The organism is Streptomyces sp. NPDC014764 (genome assembly GCF_043082785.1).
GTDB classification, from domain to species: Bacteria; Actinomycetota; Actinomycetes; order Streptomycetales; family Streptomycetaceae; genus Streptomyces; species Streptomyces althioticus.
The window spans coordinates 47,248-63,927 of sequence record NZ_JBIBXY010000016.1 but is presented as its reverse complement, the minus strand read 5'-3'; the positions used below and the strand labels follow the sequence as shown (position 1 = coordinate 63,927).

The following is a 16,680-nucleotide window of genomic DNA, read 5'->3' as shown; positions in this document are numbered from 1 at the left end:
ACCTGTCTGCGGGCGCGTATCAGGTGGCGTCCAGGGTCACCGTGAAGGAGAAACGGTCGCCCCGGTAGTGGATGACGGCCACGTCCAGCGCCCTTCCCGCGGAGTCGTAGGTGACGCCCGTGTAGTGCAGGATCGGGCTGAGCAGCGGGACCCGGAGCAGCCGCGCCGTCTCCGGGTCCGCGAGCCGGGCCTCCACGGTGTCCGTGATGCGGCTGATGTCCGCGCCGACGACGTCCCGCAGCACCTTCGTCATCGGCCACCGCACCAGATCCTGCGGATCGATCCGCCCGGCCAGCTCCGGACGGACGTAGTTCCGGGCGTGGTTGGTCGGCTCGCCGGTCTTCTCGTCGCTGCGCAGCCGGTGGTAGGCGGCGGTCTCCGCCAGGTCCGGGAAGTGCTCGGCGAGTTCGGACGGCACCGGCGTGGACCCGTGCTCCAGCAGCTCCGTCGTCATGCCGGACTGCTGGGCCACGATCGCGTCGACCGATCCCAGCAGCCGCACCGGCGCGCCCCGCCGGGCGTCCGGCTCGATGAACGTGCCCCGCCGCCGGTGCCGGGTGATCAGCCCCTCGTCCTCCAACTCCTTCAGCGCCTGCCGCATGGTCAGCACGCTCACCCCGTAGTGCCCGGCCAGCTGCTCCTCGGTGGGCAGGCGCAGCGGGTCGTGGGGCGAGCGGCCGAGGATCGAGGCGCGCAGCGACTGCGACACCTGATACCAGAGCGGCAACTTGCGGTTGAGGACGATCGAGTCCGGGGCGAAGGAGGTCACGCGCTATCCGTACCGGTCGGAGAACGGTCAGTGCAATGGCCGGAAGTGACGCTCGAGGCCCTGCCACACGTCGTCGTACCCCTGCTGGAGGTGCTCCGCGCGTGCCGCCTGGGGGGTGAGGGACACCGGCCAGCGGGTCTCGAACATGAAGGCGAGCCCGTCGTCGATCCGCTGCGGTTTCAGCTCCGCCGCGCTCGCCCGGTCGAACGTCTCCCGGTCCGGGCCGTGCGCCGACATCATGTTGTGCAGCGAGCCGCCGCCCGGCACGAAGCCCCCCTTCCCGGCCGTCTTCGCGTCGTACGCGCCCTCGATCAGGCCCATGTACTCGCTCATCACGTTCCGGTGGAAGTACGGCGGCCGGAACGTGTCCTCGCCGACCAGCCAGCGCGGCGCGAACACCACGAAGTCCACGCCCGCGAGACCCGGCGTGTCGCTCGGGGAGGTCAGCACGGTGAAGATCGACGGGTCGGGGTGGTCGTACGAGATGGTGCCCATCACATTGAACCGGCGCAGGTTGTAGGCGTACGGCACATGGTTGCCGTGCCAGGCGACGACATCAAGCGGGGAATGGTCGTAGGTGGCCGCCCACAGGTTGCCGCAGAACTTGTTCACCACCTCGACCGGGCCCTCGACGTCCTCGTAGGCGGCGACGGGGGCACGGAAGTCCCGGGCGTTCGCCAGCCCGTTGGCGCCGATCGGGCCGAGGTCGGGCAGCCGGAACGGTGCACCATAGTTCTCGCACACATAACCGCGGGCGGTCTCATCCAGCAGCTCCACACGGAACCGCACCCCACGCGGGATCAGCGCGATGTGGCCCGGCTCCACATGCAGCAAGCCGAACTCCGTGCGCAGCAGCAGCCCGCCGCGCTCCGGGACGATCAGCAGCTCACCGTCGGCGTCGCTGAAGACCCGCCGCATGGAGGCGTCGGCGTGGTACAGGTGCACCGCCATGCCGCTGCGCTGGGTCACGTCGCCGTTGCCGCCCAGGGTCCACAGGCCGGCCAGGAAGTCCGTGCCCTCGGCCGGATCCGGCAGCGGGTTCCAGCGCAGCCGGTTGGGGTCGGGCACCGTCTGGGTGAAGGGCGCCGAGCGCAGCGCGCCGTTGCCCGTACGGGTGAAGGGCGGGTGCGCGGCGGACGGGCGGATCCGGTACAGCCACGAGCGGCGGTTCTCCGCCCGGGGCTCGGTGAAGGCGGAACCGCTCAGCTGCTCCGCGTACAGCCCGAGCGGCGCGCGCTGCGGGGAGTTGCGGCCCACGGGCAGAGCGCCCGGCACCGCCTCCGAGCTGTGCTCGTTGCCGAAGCCGGAGAGGTGCTCCAGACCCTCGGCGATCTTGCGTGCCTTCTCGCGCTCCGTCGCGCTCCCGCGGGCGGTGGCCCCGTCGCTCATGTCCGCTGCTCCCTTGCACCGAGCCGATTCCTATGGGACACCGTAGGATTGCGGTTACCCGGGCGCAAGGGTGCCGCGCGGTCACTTTCCGGGTCCGGACACCTTCCGGGGCCGGACACCTTTGAGGGCCGGCGACTTTCCGGGGCCGGACCTCCGCCCTCCCCTTCACGGAGGAGCAGGAACCAGACTCCAGAAGGATTCGCGCGTTCGGACCGCTGTTCTACGCTCCCCGGCATGACGTGGAGGCGCAGGACGGTCGTCGCCGCGCTCGCGGTCTGGGTCGTCGTGCCGGCCGGACCCGCGGGCTGCGACACCCCGGGAGGGCGGGCGACGGACGAGGTGTCGTCCTCACCCGGGGGCCGGCTCCTCGACGAGCGCGCCGAGGACGGCAGCCCCTACCGGGAGGTGGACGAGGAAGGCGCCCCCCAGGTCACCGTGGAGGTCGTCCCCGACGCGGAGGGCGGCTGGGACGTACGGCTGCGGGTGCGCAACTTCCGCTTCTCGCCCGACGGTACGGGCCGCCGCGCCGAGCCCGGCCGGGGGCTGGCGCGCCTGGAGGTGAACGGCCGCCGCGTCGCCGTGCTGCGCACCCCCGAGTACCACCTCGCACCCGGCGCCTTCCCGCGCGGCACCCACCAGGTCACCGCGCGGCTCTACGCCGACGACGGGTCGGTGTGGGCCGTCGACGGCGAGCCCGTGGAGAGCACCGCCGACATCACCGTCTCCGGACAGGAGCCGACCCCGGAGTCGAGCGTGGAACCCATCCCCGAGGGGCCCGGTTCACCGGAGGGGCCCGGGGAGGCATGATGAGGGCCGTGTCCCACACGCCACCGCTCCGCCGGGCGCCGGTGCAGCGGCGCAGCGCCGAACGGCTGGCCAGGATCCTCGACGCCTGCGCCGGCCTCCTCGACGAGGTCGGCTACGACGACCTGTCCACCCGCGCGGTCGCCGAGCGCGCCGGGGTGCCCATCGGCTCCGTCTACCGCTTCTTCTCCAACAAGCGTCAGATGGCCGACGCGCTCGCCCAGCGCAACCTGGAGCGCTTCACCGACCGCGTCACCGAACGGCTGTCCGTCACCGGCGACCACGGCTGGCGGTACGCCATGGACGTCGTCCTCGACACGTACCTGGACATGAAGCGCACCGCCCCCGGCTTCTCCCTCGTCGACTTCGGCAACCAGATCCCCGTCGGGGCGCGCCGCGCCGAGCCCAACCACCGCGTCGCCGACCGGCTCACCGCGCTCCTCTCCGGCCACCTCGGCCGCCCGGCCGACGACGACCTGCGCCGCACCTTCCTGGTGGCCGTGGAGACCGCCGACGCCCTGGTCGGCCTGGCGTTCCGGGTGGCGCCCGAGGGGGACGAGAAGGTCGTCGCCGAACTGCGCGCCCTGCTCCGGGTGTATCTGGCCCGCGTCCTCGACTGACCTCCTGCACCGGCCGGTTTCCCGCACGCCCTCCCCTCCATGCCTACCGGTCGGTATGCTCGGCCCGTCCGCGTCGCCGCCGTACCGGGAGGACCCGTGTCCCGCACCGCCCTGCGTATCTGCCCCCTGTGCGAGGCCACCTGCGGCCTGGTCCTCACCGTCGACGACGGGAAGGTCACCGGCGCCCGCGGGGACCGCGACGACGTGTTCAGCAAGGGCTTCGTCTGTCCCAAGGGCGCCGCCTTCCCGGAGGTGGACTCCGACCCCGACCGGCTGCGCACCCCGCTCGTCCGCGTCGACGGGGAACTGCGCGAAGCCACCTGGGAGGAGGCCTTCGACGCCGTCGCCGCCGGGCTGCGCGGCGCCGTCGACCGGTACGGTCCGCACGCCGTGGGCGTCGTCCTCGGCAACCCCAACGTCCACACCATGGCCGGAGCCCTCTACCCGCCCCTGCTCATCGGCGGACTCGGCACCCACAGCCTCTTCACCGCCTCCACCGTCGACCAGATGCCCAAGCACGTCTCCAGCGGGCTCCTCTTCGGCGACGCCAACCTCATCCCCGTGCCCGACCTGGACCGCACCGACCACCTGCTGCTGATCGGCGCCAACCCGCTCGAGTCCAACGGCAGCCTCTGCACCGCGCCCGACTTCCCCGGCCGGCTCAAGGCGCTCAAGGCGCGCGGCGGCACCCTCACCGTCGTCGACCCGCGCCGTACCCGCACCGCCCGTCTCGCCGACCGGCACCTCGCCGTCCGCCCCGGCACCGACGCGCTGCTGCTCGCCGCGATCGCCCGCACCCTCTTCGACGAGGGCCTCGTCGACCTCGGAGCCGCCGCCCCGCACATCGAGGGCCTCGCCGGACTCTCCGACGCCCTGGCCGATTTCACCCCCGAGGCGGTGGCCGGCGCATGCGACGTCGACGCCGGCGTCATCACCACCCTCGCCCGCGAACTCGCCGCCGCGCCCACCGCCGCCGTCTACGCCCGGATCGGCAGCTGCACCGTCCCGCACGGCACCCTCGCCAGCTGGCTCGTCGACGTCCTCAACGTCCTCACCGGCAACCTCGACCGGCCCGGCGGCGCGCTCTTCCCGCAGGCCGCCACCGACAGGACACCGCGACCCGCCGGACCCGGCCGCGGCTTCGCCCTCGGCCGCTGGCACTCCCGGGTGAGCCGCCACCCCGAGGCCAAGGGCGAACTGCCGCTGTCCGCCCTCGCCGAGGAGATCGACACCCCCACCGAGGAGGACGCCCCGGTCCGCGCCGTCGTCGCCGTCGGCGCCAACCCGGTGCTCTCCGCGCCCGACGGCGACCGGCTGGACGAGGCGCTCGCCTCCCTCGACTTCATGGTGAGCGTCGACCCGTACCTCAACGAGACCTCCCGGCACGCCCACGTCGTCCTGCCGCCGCCCCCGCCGGCCCAGAGCCCTCACCACGACTTCGCGTTCAACACCCTCGCCGTGCGCAACCAGGTCCGCTACACCCGCCCCGCCGTGCCCCTCGAACCCGGCCGCATGGCCGAGACCGAGATCCTCGCCCGGATCGTCCTCGCCGCCACCGGTATGCACGGCGCCGACCCGTCCGCCGTGGACGACCTGGTGATCCGGCAGACCCTGGCCAAGGCCGTCCGCGAGGAGCACTCCCCGGTGCACGGCCGCGACCCGAAGGAACTCGCCGGCCTGCTCACCGGCGACAACGGTCCCGAACGGCGCCTCGACATGATGCTCCGCCTCGGCCCCTACGGCGACGGCTTCGGCGCCGACCCGGACGGGCTCACCCTGGAGAAGCTGCTCGCCCACCCGCACGGCATCGACCTCGGTCCCCTGCGCCCGCGCCTGCCCCAGCCGCTGAAGACCCGCAGCGGCAAGGTGGAACTGCTGCCCGGCCCCATCGCCGCAGACCTGCCCCGGCTGTGGGCCGCCCTGCGCGAACGCCCCGACGGCCTCGTCCTGGTCGGACGCCGCCATCTGCGCTCCAACAACAGCTGGCTGCACAACGTGCCCGCCCTCACCGGCGGCTCCAACCGCTGCACCCTGCACCTCCACCCCGGCGACGCCGAACGCCTCGGCGTACGGGACGGGCAGCTGGTGCGGGTCAAGGGCGCCGGGGGAGAGGTGACCGTCCCCGCCGAGGTCACCGACGCCGTGCGCCGCGGAGTGGTGAGCCTGCCGCACGGCTGGGGCCACGACCGGCCCGGCACCCGCACCCGGCACGCCTCCGCCAACCCCGGCGTCAACGTCAACCAACTGCTCGACGGCAGCCTCCTCGACCCGCTGTCCGGCAACGCGGTGCTCAACGGCGTGCCCGTCGAGGTGTCCCCGGAGCACGCCGAGGAACCGGAACCGGTCACCGCGCTGACCTGAGCAAACGTCTGACCTGGGGTTTTGCGCTTATTGCTCACGGTCTCACGTCTTGTTGACGCCGCCCGGGCGTACCTAACGTCGTCACACCGCCGGCCCTCGCCGGAAGTTCAAGGGCGAACGTTAGGTGTCCCATTCATGCTGACCATCCTCGGCTTCGCCATGATCGTGACCTTCCTGGTCCTGATCATGACGAAGAAGATGTCGCCGATCGCGGCGCTCGTGCTGATCCCCGCGTTGTTCTGCGTGGCCGTCGGCAAGGGCGCCCACCTCGGCGACTACGTCATCGACGGAGTGTCCAGCCTCGCCCCGACGGCGGCGATGCTGATGTTCGCGATCGTCTACTTCGGCGTCATGATCGACGTCGGACTCTTCGACCCGGTCGTGCGCGGAATCCTCCGCTTCTGCAAGGCCGACCCGATGCGGGTCGTCGTGGGCACCGCCGTGCTCGCCGCGATCGTGTCGCTCGACGGCGACGGCTCCACCACCTTCATGATCACCGTCTCGGCGATGTACCCGCTGTACAAGCGGCTGGGCATGAGCCTGGTCGTGATGACCGGCGTCGCAGCCATGGCCAACGGCGTCATGAACACCGTCCCCTGGGGCGGCCCCACGGCCCGCGCGGCCACCGCGCTGAAGCTCGACGCCGCGGACATCTTCGTCCCGATGATCCCCGCGCTGCTGGTCGGCCTGCTGGGCGTCCTCGGCCTCGCCTACGTGCTGGGGCTGCGGGAGCGGAGGCGGCTGGGGGCGCTGCGGATCGCCCACGAGGAGTCCGTCGAGACGAAGGAGGCCGTGCTGGTCGGCGCGGGCGCCGGTGGCGGGCGTCCGGAGGAGCGGCCCGTCGGAGGCGGCACGAGTGACGTGGACGGCGGGGAAGACGACGACACGGACCTCCTCAAGGGCCTCGACCCCGACCGGCCCACCCTGCGGCCGCGCCTGTACTGGTTCAACGCGCTGCTCACCGGCACCCTGATCACCGCGATGATCCTGGAGCTGCTGCCCATCCCGGTGCTGTTCCTGCTGGGCGCCGCGCTCGCCCTCTCCGTCAACTACCCGCGCCTGCCCGACCAGAAGGCCCGCCTCGCGGCCCACGCCGACAACGTCCTCAACGTCTCCGGCATGGTCTTCGCCGCCGCCGTCTTCACCGGCGTCCTCCAGGGCACCGGCATGGTCGACAGCATGGCGGGCCGGCTGGTGGAGACCGTTCCCGAGGGACTGGGCCCGCACATGGCCCTCGTCACCGGCGTGCTGAGCCTGCCGCTCACCTACTTCATGTCCAACGACGGCTTCTACTTCGGCGTCCTGCCCGTGCTCGCCGAGGCCGGGGCGGCCCACGGCGTCACTCCGCTGGAGATGGCCCGCGCCTCCCTCGTCGGCCAGCCGCTGCACATGTCGAGCCCGCTCGTCCCCGCGGTGTACGTCCTCGTCGGCATGGCGCGGGTCGAGTTCGGCGACCACACACGGTTCGTGGTCAAGTGGGCGGCGCTGACATGCCTGTTGATCCTCACGGCCGGAGTCCTCTTCGGCACGATCTGACCGCGCGTCGCCCCACCCCCGCATCTCCGAGAGGACTTCGTCATGACGCCCGGCGGGAACCGCGGCTGGCTGCTCCGCCTCGTCATCGCCTTCGGCTTCGCGCAGGCGGCCGTGTCGATGGCCCGGCCCGCCGTCTCCTACCGGGCGCTGGCCCTCGGCGCGGACGAGCGCGCGATCGGCGTCGTCGCGGGTGTCTACGCGCTGCTGCCGCTGTTCGTCGCCGTCCCGCTCGGCCGGCGCACCGACCACGGCCGCTGCGCGCCGCTGCTGCCGACGGGCGTGGTGCTGATCTCCGCGGGCTGCGCCCTCAGCGGCGTCGCCGAGTCGCTGGGGGCCATGGCGCTGTGGAGCGGAGTGATGGGCCTCGGGCACCTGTGCTTCGTCATCGGCGCGCAGTCGCTCGTGGCCCGACAGTCCGCGCCGCACGAACAGGACCGCAACTTCGGCCACTTCACCATCGGCGCCTCGCTGGGGCAGCTCGCCGGGCCTGTCGCGGCGGGCGCGCTGATCGGCGCGGACATGGCCCGCACCAGTGCGGTCGCCCTCCTCGCGGCGGGAGCGGGAGGGGCCGTCGCGCTCACCTCGCTGTGGCGCGTCGAGAAACCGGCGGCGGTGAAACCCCCTGCGTCGCGGGGCGACCGGGTGCCGGTGCGGGGCATCCTGCGGGCGCGAGGCGTGCCGGCGGGCATGCTGATCAGCGTGGCGGTGCTGTCGGCGACCGACATCCTCACGGCGTATCTCCCCGTGGTCGGCGAGCACCGCGGGATCGAGCCGGCGGTGGTCGGCCTGCTGCTCAGCTTGCGCGCGGCGGCGACGATCGCCTGCCGGCTGGTCCTCACCCCGCTGCTGCGAATGCTCGGCCGTCGGGCCCTGCTCACGGTGACGTGTCTGCTGGCGGCGCTGTTGTGCGCGGCGGTGGCGCTGCCGCTGCCGGTGCAGGCACTGGCGTTCGTCCTCGCGGCCCTCGGCTTCTGCCTGGGCGTGGGCCAGCCGCTCTCCATGACCACGGTCGTCCAGGCCGCCCCGCCGACGGCCCGATCCACCGCCCTGGCCCTCCGTCTGACAGGCAACCGCCTGGGCCAGGTCGCGGCACCCGCGACGGCGGGCCTGGTCGCCGGGGTGGCGGGCGTGGCGGCCCCGTTCGTGATGCTGGGCGCGCTGCTGCTGGCGTCGGCGGGGGTCGCGGTGCGCACGCCGGCGGGTCCGGCACCGGACCGTCAGGCGGACGGCACGGCACCCGCCGGGTCCCCGCCCGAGACACAGGGCCACGCCCCCGGCCCCGCTGCGAGGCCCGCCGCCGACCGGACCACGCAGGGCGGTGAGTAGCCCGCCCGGCGGCCTCGGGTCGACGGTCCGTGTCCGACCGGAGCGCGGCCGAGGGTCGCGTCCGCTTGGTGGCTTCGGGTCGACGGTTCGTGTCCGACCGGAGTGCGGCCGAGGGTCGCGTCCGCTTGGTGGCTTCGGGCCGAGGGTCCGTGTCCGACCGGAGTGCGGCCGAGGGTCGCGTCCGCTTGGTGGCTTCGGGCCGACGGTCCGCGTCCGACCGGAGCACGACGGACGAACGGAGTGAGCGCGTGACCCACGGCCGCGCGGAAGTGGCCCGGGCCGGAGTGCCTCCGCCGGGCGGCCCAGCTCCCGACCCGGCATCCCCGGCGGTCGCCGCCCTGCCGGCGCGCTGCAGACGCACGGAGGGCGCGGCGGGGCAGCCACTCGCCGGTGCCCCGCGTCCTGCCCTGCCCGTCACGGACGGGCGGGTGCCGAGCGGTAGTCCGGCGACCGCCGTTCCGCTCAGCGCAGGCCGGAGGCGACCAGAGCGAGGGTGACCCTGGCCGCCGGTCACCTGACGAGCTCCGTCCTCCGCCCCGGCCGCTCCGGCAGTCGAAAGGGAGAGACCTCCGACGACGGCGGGTCGGACTGACCAGGGAGGGATGAGGGCTCGCAGGGTCCCCGCGTACGAGCCGTCGTCACGAACGCTTCCCTCCGGTTTCTCACAAGGCGGACGGAACGCCCCGATCTCGTCCGCTGTCTTCCCCGGCCGCCTACTTTCCGTTAGCTTCCGTGACTCACACGCCCCGTACGACCCGCACGAGGCGTCCGACCGCGGAGCAGCAGCGCCCTGATGAGCCCCCGGGGGCACTTTCATGACACGCGCCATCACCCTGCACGACGTGAGCAAGTCCTACACGCGAGGTGCTCGCGTGGTCGACCGGTTGTCGCTCACCATCGCCCCTGGCGAGTTCCTCGTGCTGCTCGGCCCGTCCGGCTGCGGCAAGTCCACCGTACTGCGGATGATCGCGGGCCTGGAGGAGATCGACGAGGGCAGTCTCTTCCTCGACGGCGAGTACGCCAACGAACTGCCGCCGTCCGAGCGGGACATGGCCATGGTATTCCAGAACTTCGCCCTCTACCCGAGCATGAGCAGCCGCGACAACATCGGCTTCCCCCTCCGCATCGAAGCCCCCGGCGACGACCCCTCGCCCAAGGTGGACGCAACCGCCCGGATGCTGGGCATCGAGGACCTCCTCGACCGTTTCCCCGCCCAGCTCAGCGGCGGAGAACGCCAGCGCGTGGCGATGGGCCGGGCCATCGCCCGCCGCCCCTCCGCGTTCCTCATGGACGAGCCGCTGTCCAACCTGGACGCCAAGCTCCGCAACCACGTCCGCGCGGAAATCTCGCAGCTCACACAGCAGTTGGGCGTCACCACCGTGTACGTCACCCACGACCAGTCGGAGGCGATGTCGCTCGGCGACCGGGTCGCCGTGCTGCGCGGCGGCGTCCTTCAGCAGGTCGGCACGCCCCGCGCGGTGTACTCGCTGCCCGAGAACGTCTTCGTGGCCGCGTTCATCGGCACCCCGCGCATCAACCTGCTGCGCGGCCTGGTCCGCGCACCGCTGGACGGTGCGATGACCGTCAGCCTCGGCAAGCAGTTCCTGCGGCTGCCCGAACCGCTCTCCCTGGATCACCAGTTGCTCCGGGTTCAGCAGGGCCGCGAGGTCATCGTCGGCCTGCGCTCCGAGGCCGTACGAATCGCCAAACCGTCCGCCGCGCGCCCCGGCGAGGTGCCCCTCACCGGTCTGGTGGAACACCTGGAGTTCCAGGGCCACGAGGTGCTGGTGCACTTCAACACCGGCTCCCGCCCCGCCGTCGTCCCCGAGCTGGAGGCCCCGCGCCCGGCTCCCGACCGCGCGGGCGTCCGGCGCCGCCGCCGCGAGGGCGGCACCGTGCTGGGGCGCCTGCGGGAGCGGGCCGGTGCCCTCCGTGCGGGCGCCGACCGGGAGAGCGGCGGCCGCGCCGGCACCGTCGCCACCCTGGACGGCGGCGACCGCCCGGACCCCGCCTCCGCCGAACCCCGCGTCGCCGGCGACCTCATCGTCCGCACCACGCCCGACATCCGGCTCCGGCACGGCATGCAGGTGCCGCTCCTGGTCGACCTCGCCCACCTCTTCGTCTTCGACCAGCACGGTCAGCGCATCTGCCCTAGCCCCGACCGCCTGCCCGACCTGGAGGAGTGAGCGGCGGCGCGCGGCCGACCCCCTGGCGCGGGAAAACTAACATCGCTAGTTTAGGTGTCCGCACAGGACGCCCCCGCCCCGGAGGAACCGCGATGAAGGCATACGACGGCATGTACATCGACGGCGCCTGGCGCCCCGCCGCCGGCCCCGACGTGATCGAGGTCGTCGGCCCGGCGGACGAGCAGGTGATCGCCACCGTCCCCGCGGGCACCGTGGAGGACGTCGACGCCGCCGTGCGCGCCGCCCGAGCGGCCCTCCCGGCCTGGGCCGCCACCCCGCCCGCCGAGCGCGCGGCCCGCCTCGCCGCGCTGCGGGACCAGCTGCACGCCCGCGGTGACGAGATCGCCGCGACGGTCACCGCCGAACTCGGCGCGCCCGAGAAGCTCTCCCGGACCGTCCACGCCGGCGTGCCGGTCGCGGTCGCCGGCTCGTACGCCGAGCTGGCGTCGACGTACTCCTTCGAGGAGAAGATCGGCAACTCGACCGTGTACCACGAGCCGGTCGGCGTGGTCGCCGCGATCACCCCGTGGAACTACCCGCTGCACCAGATCGTCGCCAAGGCGGCCCCCGCCCTCGCCGCCGGCTGCACCATCGTGGTGAAGCCCGCCGAGAACACGCCGCTGGTCGCCCGGATCTTCGCCGAGTGCGTGCACGAGGCCGGCGTCCCGGCGGGTGTGTTCAACCTGGTCACCGGCCTCGGCGCGGTCGCCGGACAGGCGCTCGCCGAGCACCCCGACGTCGACCTGCTGTCCTTCACCGGCTCCACCGCCGTCGGCCGCCGGATCGGTGCGATCGCCGCCGGCATGGTGAAGCGGGTCGCGCTGGAGCTCGGCGGCAAGTCCGCCAACGTCATCCTGCCCAGCGCCGATCTCGCCCGCGCCGTCAACGTCGGCGTCGCCAACGTGATGTCCAACTCCGGTCAGACGTGCAGCGCCTGGACCCGCATGCTGGTCCACCGCGACCGGTACGACGAGGCCGTGGAGCTGGCCGCGGCCGCCGCCGACAAGTACGGCGACCGCATCGGCCCGCTCGTCAGCGCCCGGCAGCGGGACCGCGTGCGCGGTTACATCGAGAAGGGCGTCGCCGAGGGCGCCCGTGTCGTCGCGGGCGGCCCCGAGGCCCCGCGTCCGCAGGGCTGGTACGTCAGCCCTACCGTCCTCGCCGATGTCACCCCGGACATGACCGTCGCGCAGGAGGAGATCTTCGGCCCCGTGCTGTGCGTACTGCGCTACGAGGACGAGGACGACGCCCTGCGCATCGCCAACGGCACCGTCTACGGCCTGGCCGGCGCCGTGTGGGCCGGTGACGAGGCGGAGGCCGCTGCCTTCGCCCGCCGTATGGACACCGGCCAGGTCGACATCAACGGCGGCCGGTTCAACCCGCTGGCACCCTTCGGCGGTTACAAGCAGTCGGGCGTGGGCCGCGAACTCGGCGTCCACGGACTGACCGAGTACCTCCAGACCAAGTCCCTCCAGTTCTAGGGGAGTCGAGACCCTCATGGCCGTACGAGCCGCCGTTCTGCCCGCCGTAGGCGCACCCCTGGAGATCATCGGGGTCGACCTGCCGGAACCCGGGCCCGGTGAGGTGCGCGTCCGCCTCGCCGCCGCCGGGGTGTGCCACTCCGACCTGTCCCTGTCCGACGGCACCATGCGCGTGCCCGTCCCGGCGGTCCTCGGCCACGAGGGCGCCGGCACGGTCGTCGCCGTCGGCGAGGACGTCACCCACGTCGCACCCGGCGACGGCGTCGTCCTCAACTGGGCGCCCTCCTGCGGCGCCTGCCCCGCGTGCGGACGCGGCGAGGTGTGGCTGTGCGCGCACGCCCTGGACGGGGCAGCCCGCGTGCACGCCCGCCGCGCCGACGACGGCACCGATCTGCACCCGGGCCTGAACGTGGCCGCCTTCGCCGAGGAGACCGTGGTGCCCGGCGCATGCGTGCTGCCCGCCCCGGACTGCGTCCCCCTCGCCGACGCCGCCCTGCTGGGCTGCGCCGTCCTCACCGGCTACGGCGCCGTCCACCACTCCGCCCGCGTGCGTGAGGGCGAGACCGTCGCGGTCTTCGGCGTCGGGGGAGTGGGCCTGGCCGCGCTCCAGTCGGCCCGGATCGCGGGCGCCGCCACGATCGTCGCCGTGGACGTCTCCCCGGAGAAGGAGGAACTGGCCCGCGCGGCCGGCGCAACCGAGTACGTCGTCGCCTCCGACACCACCGCCCGGCAGATCCGCGCCCTGACCGGCAAGCAGGGCGTCGACGTCGCGGTGGAGTGCGTCGGGCGGGCGAGCACCATCCGAGCCGCCTGGGAGTCCACCCGGCGCGGCGGACGCACCACGGTCGTCGGCATCGGCGGCAAGGAGGAGAAGGTCTCCTTCAACGCCCTGGAGATCTTCCACTGGGGCCGCACCCTCGCCGGCTGCGTCTACGGCAACTCCGACCCCGCCCGTGACCTCCCGGTCCTCGCCGGACACATCCGCTCCGGCGCCTTCGACCTGGGCGCCCTGGTCACCGAACGGATCACCCTGGACGGCATCCCGGCCGCCTTCGACACCATGCTCGCCGGCAAGGGAGGCCGTGCGCTGGTCGTCTTCTAACCCCGCTGCTCCCCGCGCCCCCACGGCGCCGACGGCGGAAGCCTCGACGCTTCCCTCGCCGCCGCGGAGGCGCCCCCAGGGGCGCGGGGAACTGCGCGACCAGTTTGCACGGGGGAGGCGCCCTCAGGGGTGCGGGGAACTGCGCGACCAGCCCTCACGGCGCCGCACCCGCCCCCGCACCGGCGGCCGTCACCCCCGGCCGGCGGCCGTCACCCCCGCACCGGCGGTCGTCACCCCCGGCCGGCGGCGGGATAGTCGGTGTACCCGCGCTCACCGCCCGAGTAGTACGTCTCGGGGTCGCCCTCCGCGAGCGCAAGCCCTTGGGCGAACCGCTCCACCAGGTCCGGGTTCGCGATGTACGGCGCCCCGAAGGACACCGCGTCGGCCAGCCCCCGCGCGACCAGGTCGTTGCCGCTCTCCCGGGTGAACCCGAGGTTGGCGACGACCGACCCCCGGTAGTGCGCGCGGAAGCGGCCGAACGCGGTGAGCGTGTCGTCCCCGGCATCGCCCTCGCCCGCGCCCCCTCCCGGGCCGACCAGATGCAGATAGGCAAGGTCGCAGTCGCCGAGCCGTTTGAGCAACTGGTCGTAGTCGGCGAGCGATCCCTCGTCCGCGGTGAACGCGGTCCCGCTCCGCCAGTACGGGGAGAGCTTCACGCCGACCCGGTCGGCGCCCCACACGTCGGTGACGGTCTCCACGATGTCGAACAGGAGCCGCGCCCGGTTCTCGGCGCTGCCGCCGTAGGCGTCGGTGCGCCGGTTGAGGCGGGGATTGAGGAACTGGGCGATGAAGTGGTTGCCCTGCGCGTGGATCTCCAGACCGTCGAACCCGGCGCGCCGGGCGTTCTCGGCGGCCCGGCGGTAGTCGTCGAGGGTGGCGGCGATCTCCGCGCCGGTCAGGGCGCGGGGCGTGACGGTCTCCTTCGGACCGTCGGGCGTGTACGACATCTCGTGCGGGTTGACCGCGGACGGCGCGACGGGGAGCCGGCCGCCGAGGTGGTCCGGGTGGGAGAGGGCGCCGAGGTGGCCGATCTGCGAGACGATCCTGCCGCCCGCCGCGTGCACGGCGTCGGTGACCTGACCCCAGGCGGCGGTCTGCGCGTCCGTCCAGATGCCCGGGACGTGGATGTAGCCGATGGCGTCCGGGCCGACCCAGGTCCCCTCGGTGACGATCAGCCCGGCGCTCGCCCGCTGGGTGTAGTACGCGGCGTGCGAGGCGGTCGGGACCAGCTCCGCATTGGTGGCGCGGGCGCGGGTCATGGGCGCCATGAGGACCCGGTTGGGCAGGTCGAGCGCGCCCAGGCGGACGGGCCGGAGGAGGGGCTGGGAGGTGGTGTCGGACATGGGTGATCCTTTCTCCAGGACGTTTCTCTCAGGTGAGGCGAGGGGCGGGCGCTGATCGCGCCGGGTGGCTGCTCAGTCCTGCTTGAGGACGTGCAGCCCCGACAGCGGCCCGCCGAGCTGGATCAGACGGCCGCCCTCGCGGAGCGGGCCGAGGTCGACGGGGGCGAAGCCGAAGGAGCCGGCCAGACGCTCCACGGTCCGCTTGGCGTCCGGGTCGTCGCCGGCCAGGAACAGCACCTGCCGCCCGGCCGCGTGCCGCGGGTCGGCGGCGATGTACTGCGCGAAGAGGGCGTTGAAGGCCTTCACCACACGCGCCCCCGGCAGCAGGGACGCCACGTACTCGCTGCCGGTGAGATCGCCCAGGTCGGCGATCCTCGGGTCAGGGGGAGGGGACGCGAACTGGTTGGTGGCGTCGACGACCACGGTGCCGTCCAGGCGGGGGAGGGAGGCGGCGACCTCCGGCACGCGCGGCCAGCCGACCGCGAGCACGACGAGGTCGGCGGCGGCCGCCTCCGCCGGGGTCCCGGCACTCGCGAGCGGGCCCAGCTCCCGCACCAGCGGGGTCAGCGACGCGGGCCCGCGGCTGTTGCTGAGGACGACCTCGTGGCCCTGGCGGAGCGCGTGCCGGGCGAGGGCCTGGGCGACGGTTCCGGCGCCGAGCATGCCGATCCTCATCGCGCACCCCCGGTCCCCGCCGGCGAAGTGAGCAGCACGGTGCCGCTCTTGCCCGGGCGGCGGGCGTGCTCGACGGCGGCCTTGACGTCGGCCAGGTCGTAGCGGGCCGCGACCTCCAGCAACTCCGGCGACGTACGCGCCAGGTCCACGGCGAAGGCGACGTCCTCCGCCCGCTGCCCGGCGGTCCGGTCCGTCCAGTGCCAGATGGTCACGCCCCGGATCGTCAGGCCCCGGTTGACGAACGGCAGGTCGTCCAGCGCGGTGCTGCCGGAACCGAGCCGGCCGTAGCCGATCAAGGTGCCGCCGTCGGCGAGCAGGCCGGCGAGGTCGCGGGTGAGGGAGCCGCCGACGCAGTCGAGGACGGCCCGCGCGCCCTCGCCGCCGGTCGCGCGGCGCACCTGCTCCCGCCAGTCGGCGTCCGACGTGGAGATCACGGGCTGCGCGGGGAACAGCTCGCGCAGCGCCCTCGCCCCGGCCGTGCTGCGCACTAGGTTGACCAGGCGCAGACCCTGGCGCTCGGCGTGCGCGGCGACGAGGCGGCCGACGGACGAACCGGCGGCGGTCTGGACGACCGGGCCGTCCTGCCCGTCCAGGGCCTGCTCCACCGCCTGGTGCAGCATCAGGAGCGTCAGCGGGTTGACCAGCATCAGCGCGGCGGTGTCGTCCTCGATCCCGTCCGGCACGGGCACGGCGCGTTCTGCCGGGACCGTGACGTACTCGGCCCAGGTGCCCGGGGCGGGGAACACCGCGACCCGCTCACCGGGGCGCGGCGCCCGCGCGCCCGCGCCGACGCTCTCGACGACGCCCATCCCCTCCACGCCGGGGACCAAGGGCTTCGACTCCTGGTCCGGGAGACCCGGCAGGCCGCCCTCCACGGCGACCAGGTCGCCCGGGTGGACGGGCCGGACCAGCAGACGGACCAGGACCTCCCCGGCGCCCGGGTGCGGCCGGCTGTGTTCCTCGCGCACCTCGAGGACCTCGGCGAGGTCCCCGCGGCGGGTGTGTACGACGGAGCGCATGACTCCTCACCACCTTTTAATGATGATCGACATTAAAATAATGATGAGGGGTAACCTTGAAAACGTCAA

General features: G+C 73.5%; 13 protein-coding genes. 8 read left to right on the top strand and 5 right to left on the bottom strand.

The window, feature by feature from the left end; all coding sequences use genetic code 11:
- Positions 1 to 19: 19 nt before the first annotated feature.
- Together ACF1AG_RS28105 and hmgA are read right to left on the bottom strand one after the other, a co-directional pair.
- Positions 20 to 769 carry a GntR family transcriptional regulator gene (locus ACF1AG_RS28105; protein ID WP_359601909.1) on the bottom strand — a complete coding sequence of 250 codons (750 nt, stop codon included), beginning with the start codon at positions 767 to 769 and terminating at the stop codon, positions 20 to 22.
- Between the two features lie 27 nt (positions 770 to 796).
- The gene (gene hmgA / locus ACF1AG_RS28100; protein WP_359601908.1) at positions 797 to 2,158 is read right to left on the bottom strand and encodes a homogentisate 1,2-dioxygenase; all 1,362 of its coding nucleotides are present in this window, start codon (positions 2,156 to 2,158) and stop codon (positions 797 to 799) included.
- 234 nt (positions 2,159 to 2,392) lie between these two features.
- On the opposite strand from hmgA, the gene ACF1AG_RS28095 reads away from it, so the two are divergent.
- The 8 genes from ACF1AG_RS28095 to ACF1AG_RS28060 all read left to right on the top strand — a co-directional run bounded on the left by ACF1AG_RS28095 (position 2,393) and on the right by ACF1AG_RS28060 (position 13,574).
- Complete coding sequence (locus ACF1AG_RS28095) at positions 2,393 to 2,965, top strand: hypothetical protein (RefSeq protein ID WP_359601907.1); 573 nt, start codon at positions 2,393 to 2,395, stop codon at positions 2,963 to 2,965.
- A complete protein-coding gene (locus ACF1AG_RS28090; protein ID WP_359601906.1) occupies positions 2,965 to 3,582 on the top strand; it encodes a TetR/AcrR family transcriptional regulator in 618 nt (205 codons plus the stop codon). The genes ACF1AG_RS28095 and ACF1AG_RS28090 overlap by 1 nt, the downstream gene beginning before the upstream one ends.
- Positions 3,583 to 3,678: 96 nt before the next feature.
- Complete coding sequence (locus tag ACF1AG_RS28085; RefSeq protein WP_359601905.1) at positions 3,679 to 5,943, top strand: molybdopterin oxidoreductase family protein; 2,265 nt, start codon at positions 3,679 to 3,681, stop codon at positions 5,941 to 5,943.
- A gap of 135 nt (positions 5,944 to 6,078) precedes the next feature.
- Positions 6,079 to 7,479, top strand: a complete 1,401-nt coding sequence (locus ACF1AG_RS28080) for a citrate:proton symporter (RefSeq protein WP_359601904.1) — start codon at positions 6,079 to 6,081, stop codon at positions 7,477 to 7,479.
- A gap of 42 nt (positions 7,480 to 7,521) precedes the next feature.
- Complete coding sequence (locus tag ACF1AG_RS28075) at positions 7,522 to 8,805, top strand: MFS transporter (protein WP_359601903.1); 1,284 nt, start codon at positions 7,522 to 7,524, stop codon at positions 8,803 to 8,805.
- Between the two features lie 815 nt (positions 8,806 to 9,620).
- Positions 9,621 to 10,991, top strand: a complete 1,371-nt coding sequence (locus ACF1AG_RS28070) for an ABC transporter ATP-binding protein (protein ID WP_359601902.1) — start codon at positions 9,621 to 9,623, stop codon at positions 10,989 to 10,991.
- A 92-nt stretch (positions 10,992 to 11,083) separates the two neighbouring features.
- Positions 11,084 to 12,472, top strand: a complete 1,389-nt coding sequence (locus ACF1AG_RS28065) for an aldehyde dehydrogenase family protein (protein ID WP_359601901.1) — start codon at positions 11,084 to 11,086, stop codon at positions 12,470 to 12,472.
- 16 nt (positions 12,473 to 12,488) lie between these two features.
- Positions 12,489 to 13,574, top strand: a complete 1,086-nt coding sequence (locus ACF1AG_RS28060) for a Zn-dependent alcohol dehydrogenase (RefSeq protein WP_359601900.1) — start codon at positions 12,489 to 12,491, stop codon at positions 13,572 to 13,574.
- 230 nt (positions 13,575 to 13,804) lie between these two features.
- Here the strand turns inward: ACF1AG_RS28060 and ACF1AG_RS28055 are convergent, their stop codons facing one another.
- The 3 genes from ACF1AG_RS28055 to ACF1AG_RS28045 all read right to left on the bottom strand — a co-directional run bounded on the left by ACF1AG_RS28055 (position 13,805) and on the right by ACF1AG_RS28045 (position 16,611).
- A complete protein-coding gene (locus ACF1AG_RS28055) occupies positions 13,805 to 14,917 on the bottom strand; it encodes an alkene reductase (RefSeq protein ID WP_359601899.1) in 1,113 nt (370 codons plus the stop codon).
- A 72-nt stretch (positions 14,918 to 14,989) separates the two neighbouring features.
- Positions 14,990 to 15,592 (bottom strand): NAD(P)-binding domain-containing protein, encoded by a 603-nt coding sequence (locus ACF1AG_RS28050; RefSeq protein ID WP_359601898.1) that lies wholly within the window; start codon positions 15,590 to 15,592, stop codon positions 14,990 to 14,992.
- Complete coding sequence (locus tag ACF1AG_RS28045; RefSeq protein ID WP_359601897.1) at positions 15,589 to 16,611, bottom strand: zinc-binding dehydrogenase; 1,023 nt, start codon at positions 16,609 to 16,611, stop codon at positions 15,589 to 15,591. Before ACF1AG_RS28045 ends, ACF1AG_RS28050 begins: the two co-directional genes overlap by 4 nt.
- Positions 16,612 to 16,680 lie beyond the last annotated feature (69 nt).

What these genes read in the sequence shown, in the direction of transcription:
- ACF1AG_RS28090 (WP_359601906.1), top strand. Translation starts at nt 2,965, where the DNA reads ATGAGGGCCGTGTCCCACACGCCACCGCTCCGCCGGGCGCCGGTGCAG.
- ACF1AG_RS28095 (WP_359601907.1), top strand. Translation starts at nt 2,393, where the DNA reads ATGACGTGGAGGCGCAGGACGGTCGTCGCCGCGCTCGCGGTCTGGGTC.
- ACF1AG_RS28055 (WP_359601899.1), bottom strand. Translation starts at nt 14,917, where the DNA reads ATGTCCGACACCACCTCCCAGCCCCTCCTCCGGCCCGTCCGCCTGGGC.
- ACF1AG_RS28060 (WP_359601900.1), top strand. Translation starts at nt 12,489, where the DNA reads ATGGCCGTACGAGCCGCCGTTCTGCCCGCCGTAGGCGCACCCCTGGAG.
- ACF1AG_RS28070 (WP_359601902.1), top strand. Translation starts at nt 9,621, where the DNA reads ATGACACGCGCCATCACCCTGCACGACGTGAGCAAGTCCTACACGCGA.
- ACF1AG_RS28075 (WP_359601903.1), top strand. Translation starts at nt 7,522, where the DNA reads ATGACGCCCGGCGGGAACCGCGGCTGGCTGCTCCGCCTCGTCATCGCC.
- ACF1AG_RS28065 (WP_359601901.1), top strand. Translation starts at nt 11,084, where the DNA reads ATGAAGGCATACGACGGCATGTACATCGACGGCGCCTGGCGCCCCGCC.
- ACF1AG_RS28080 (WP_359601904.1), top strand. Translation starts at nt 6,079, where the DNA reads ATGCTGACCATCCTCGGCTTCGCCATGATCGTGACCTTCCTGGTCCTG.
- ACF1AG_RS28050 (WP_359601898.1), bottom strand. Translation starts at nt 15,592, where the DNA reads ATGAGGATCGGCATGCTCGGCGCCGGAACCGTCGCCCAGGCCCTCGCC.
- hmgA (WP_359601908.1), bottom strand. Translation starts at nt 2,158, where the DNA reads ATGAGCGACGGGGCCACCGCCCGCGGGAGCGCGACGGAGCGCGAGAAG.
- ACF1AG_RS28045 (WP_359601897.1), bottom strand. Translation starts at nt 16,611, where the DNA reads ATGCGCTCCGTCGTACACACCCGCCGCGGGGACCTCGCCGAGGTCCTC.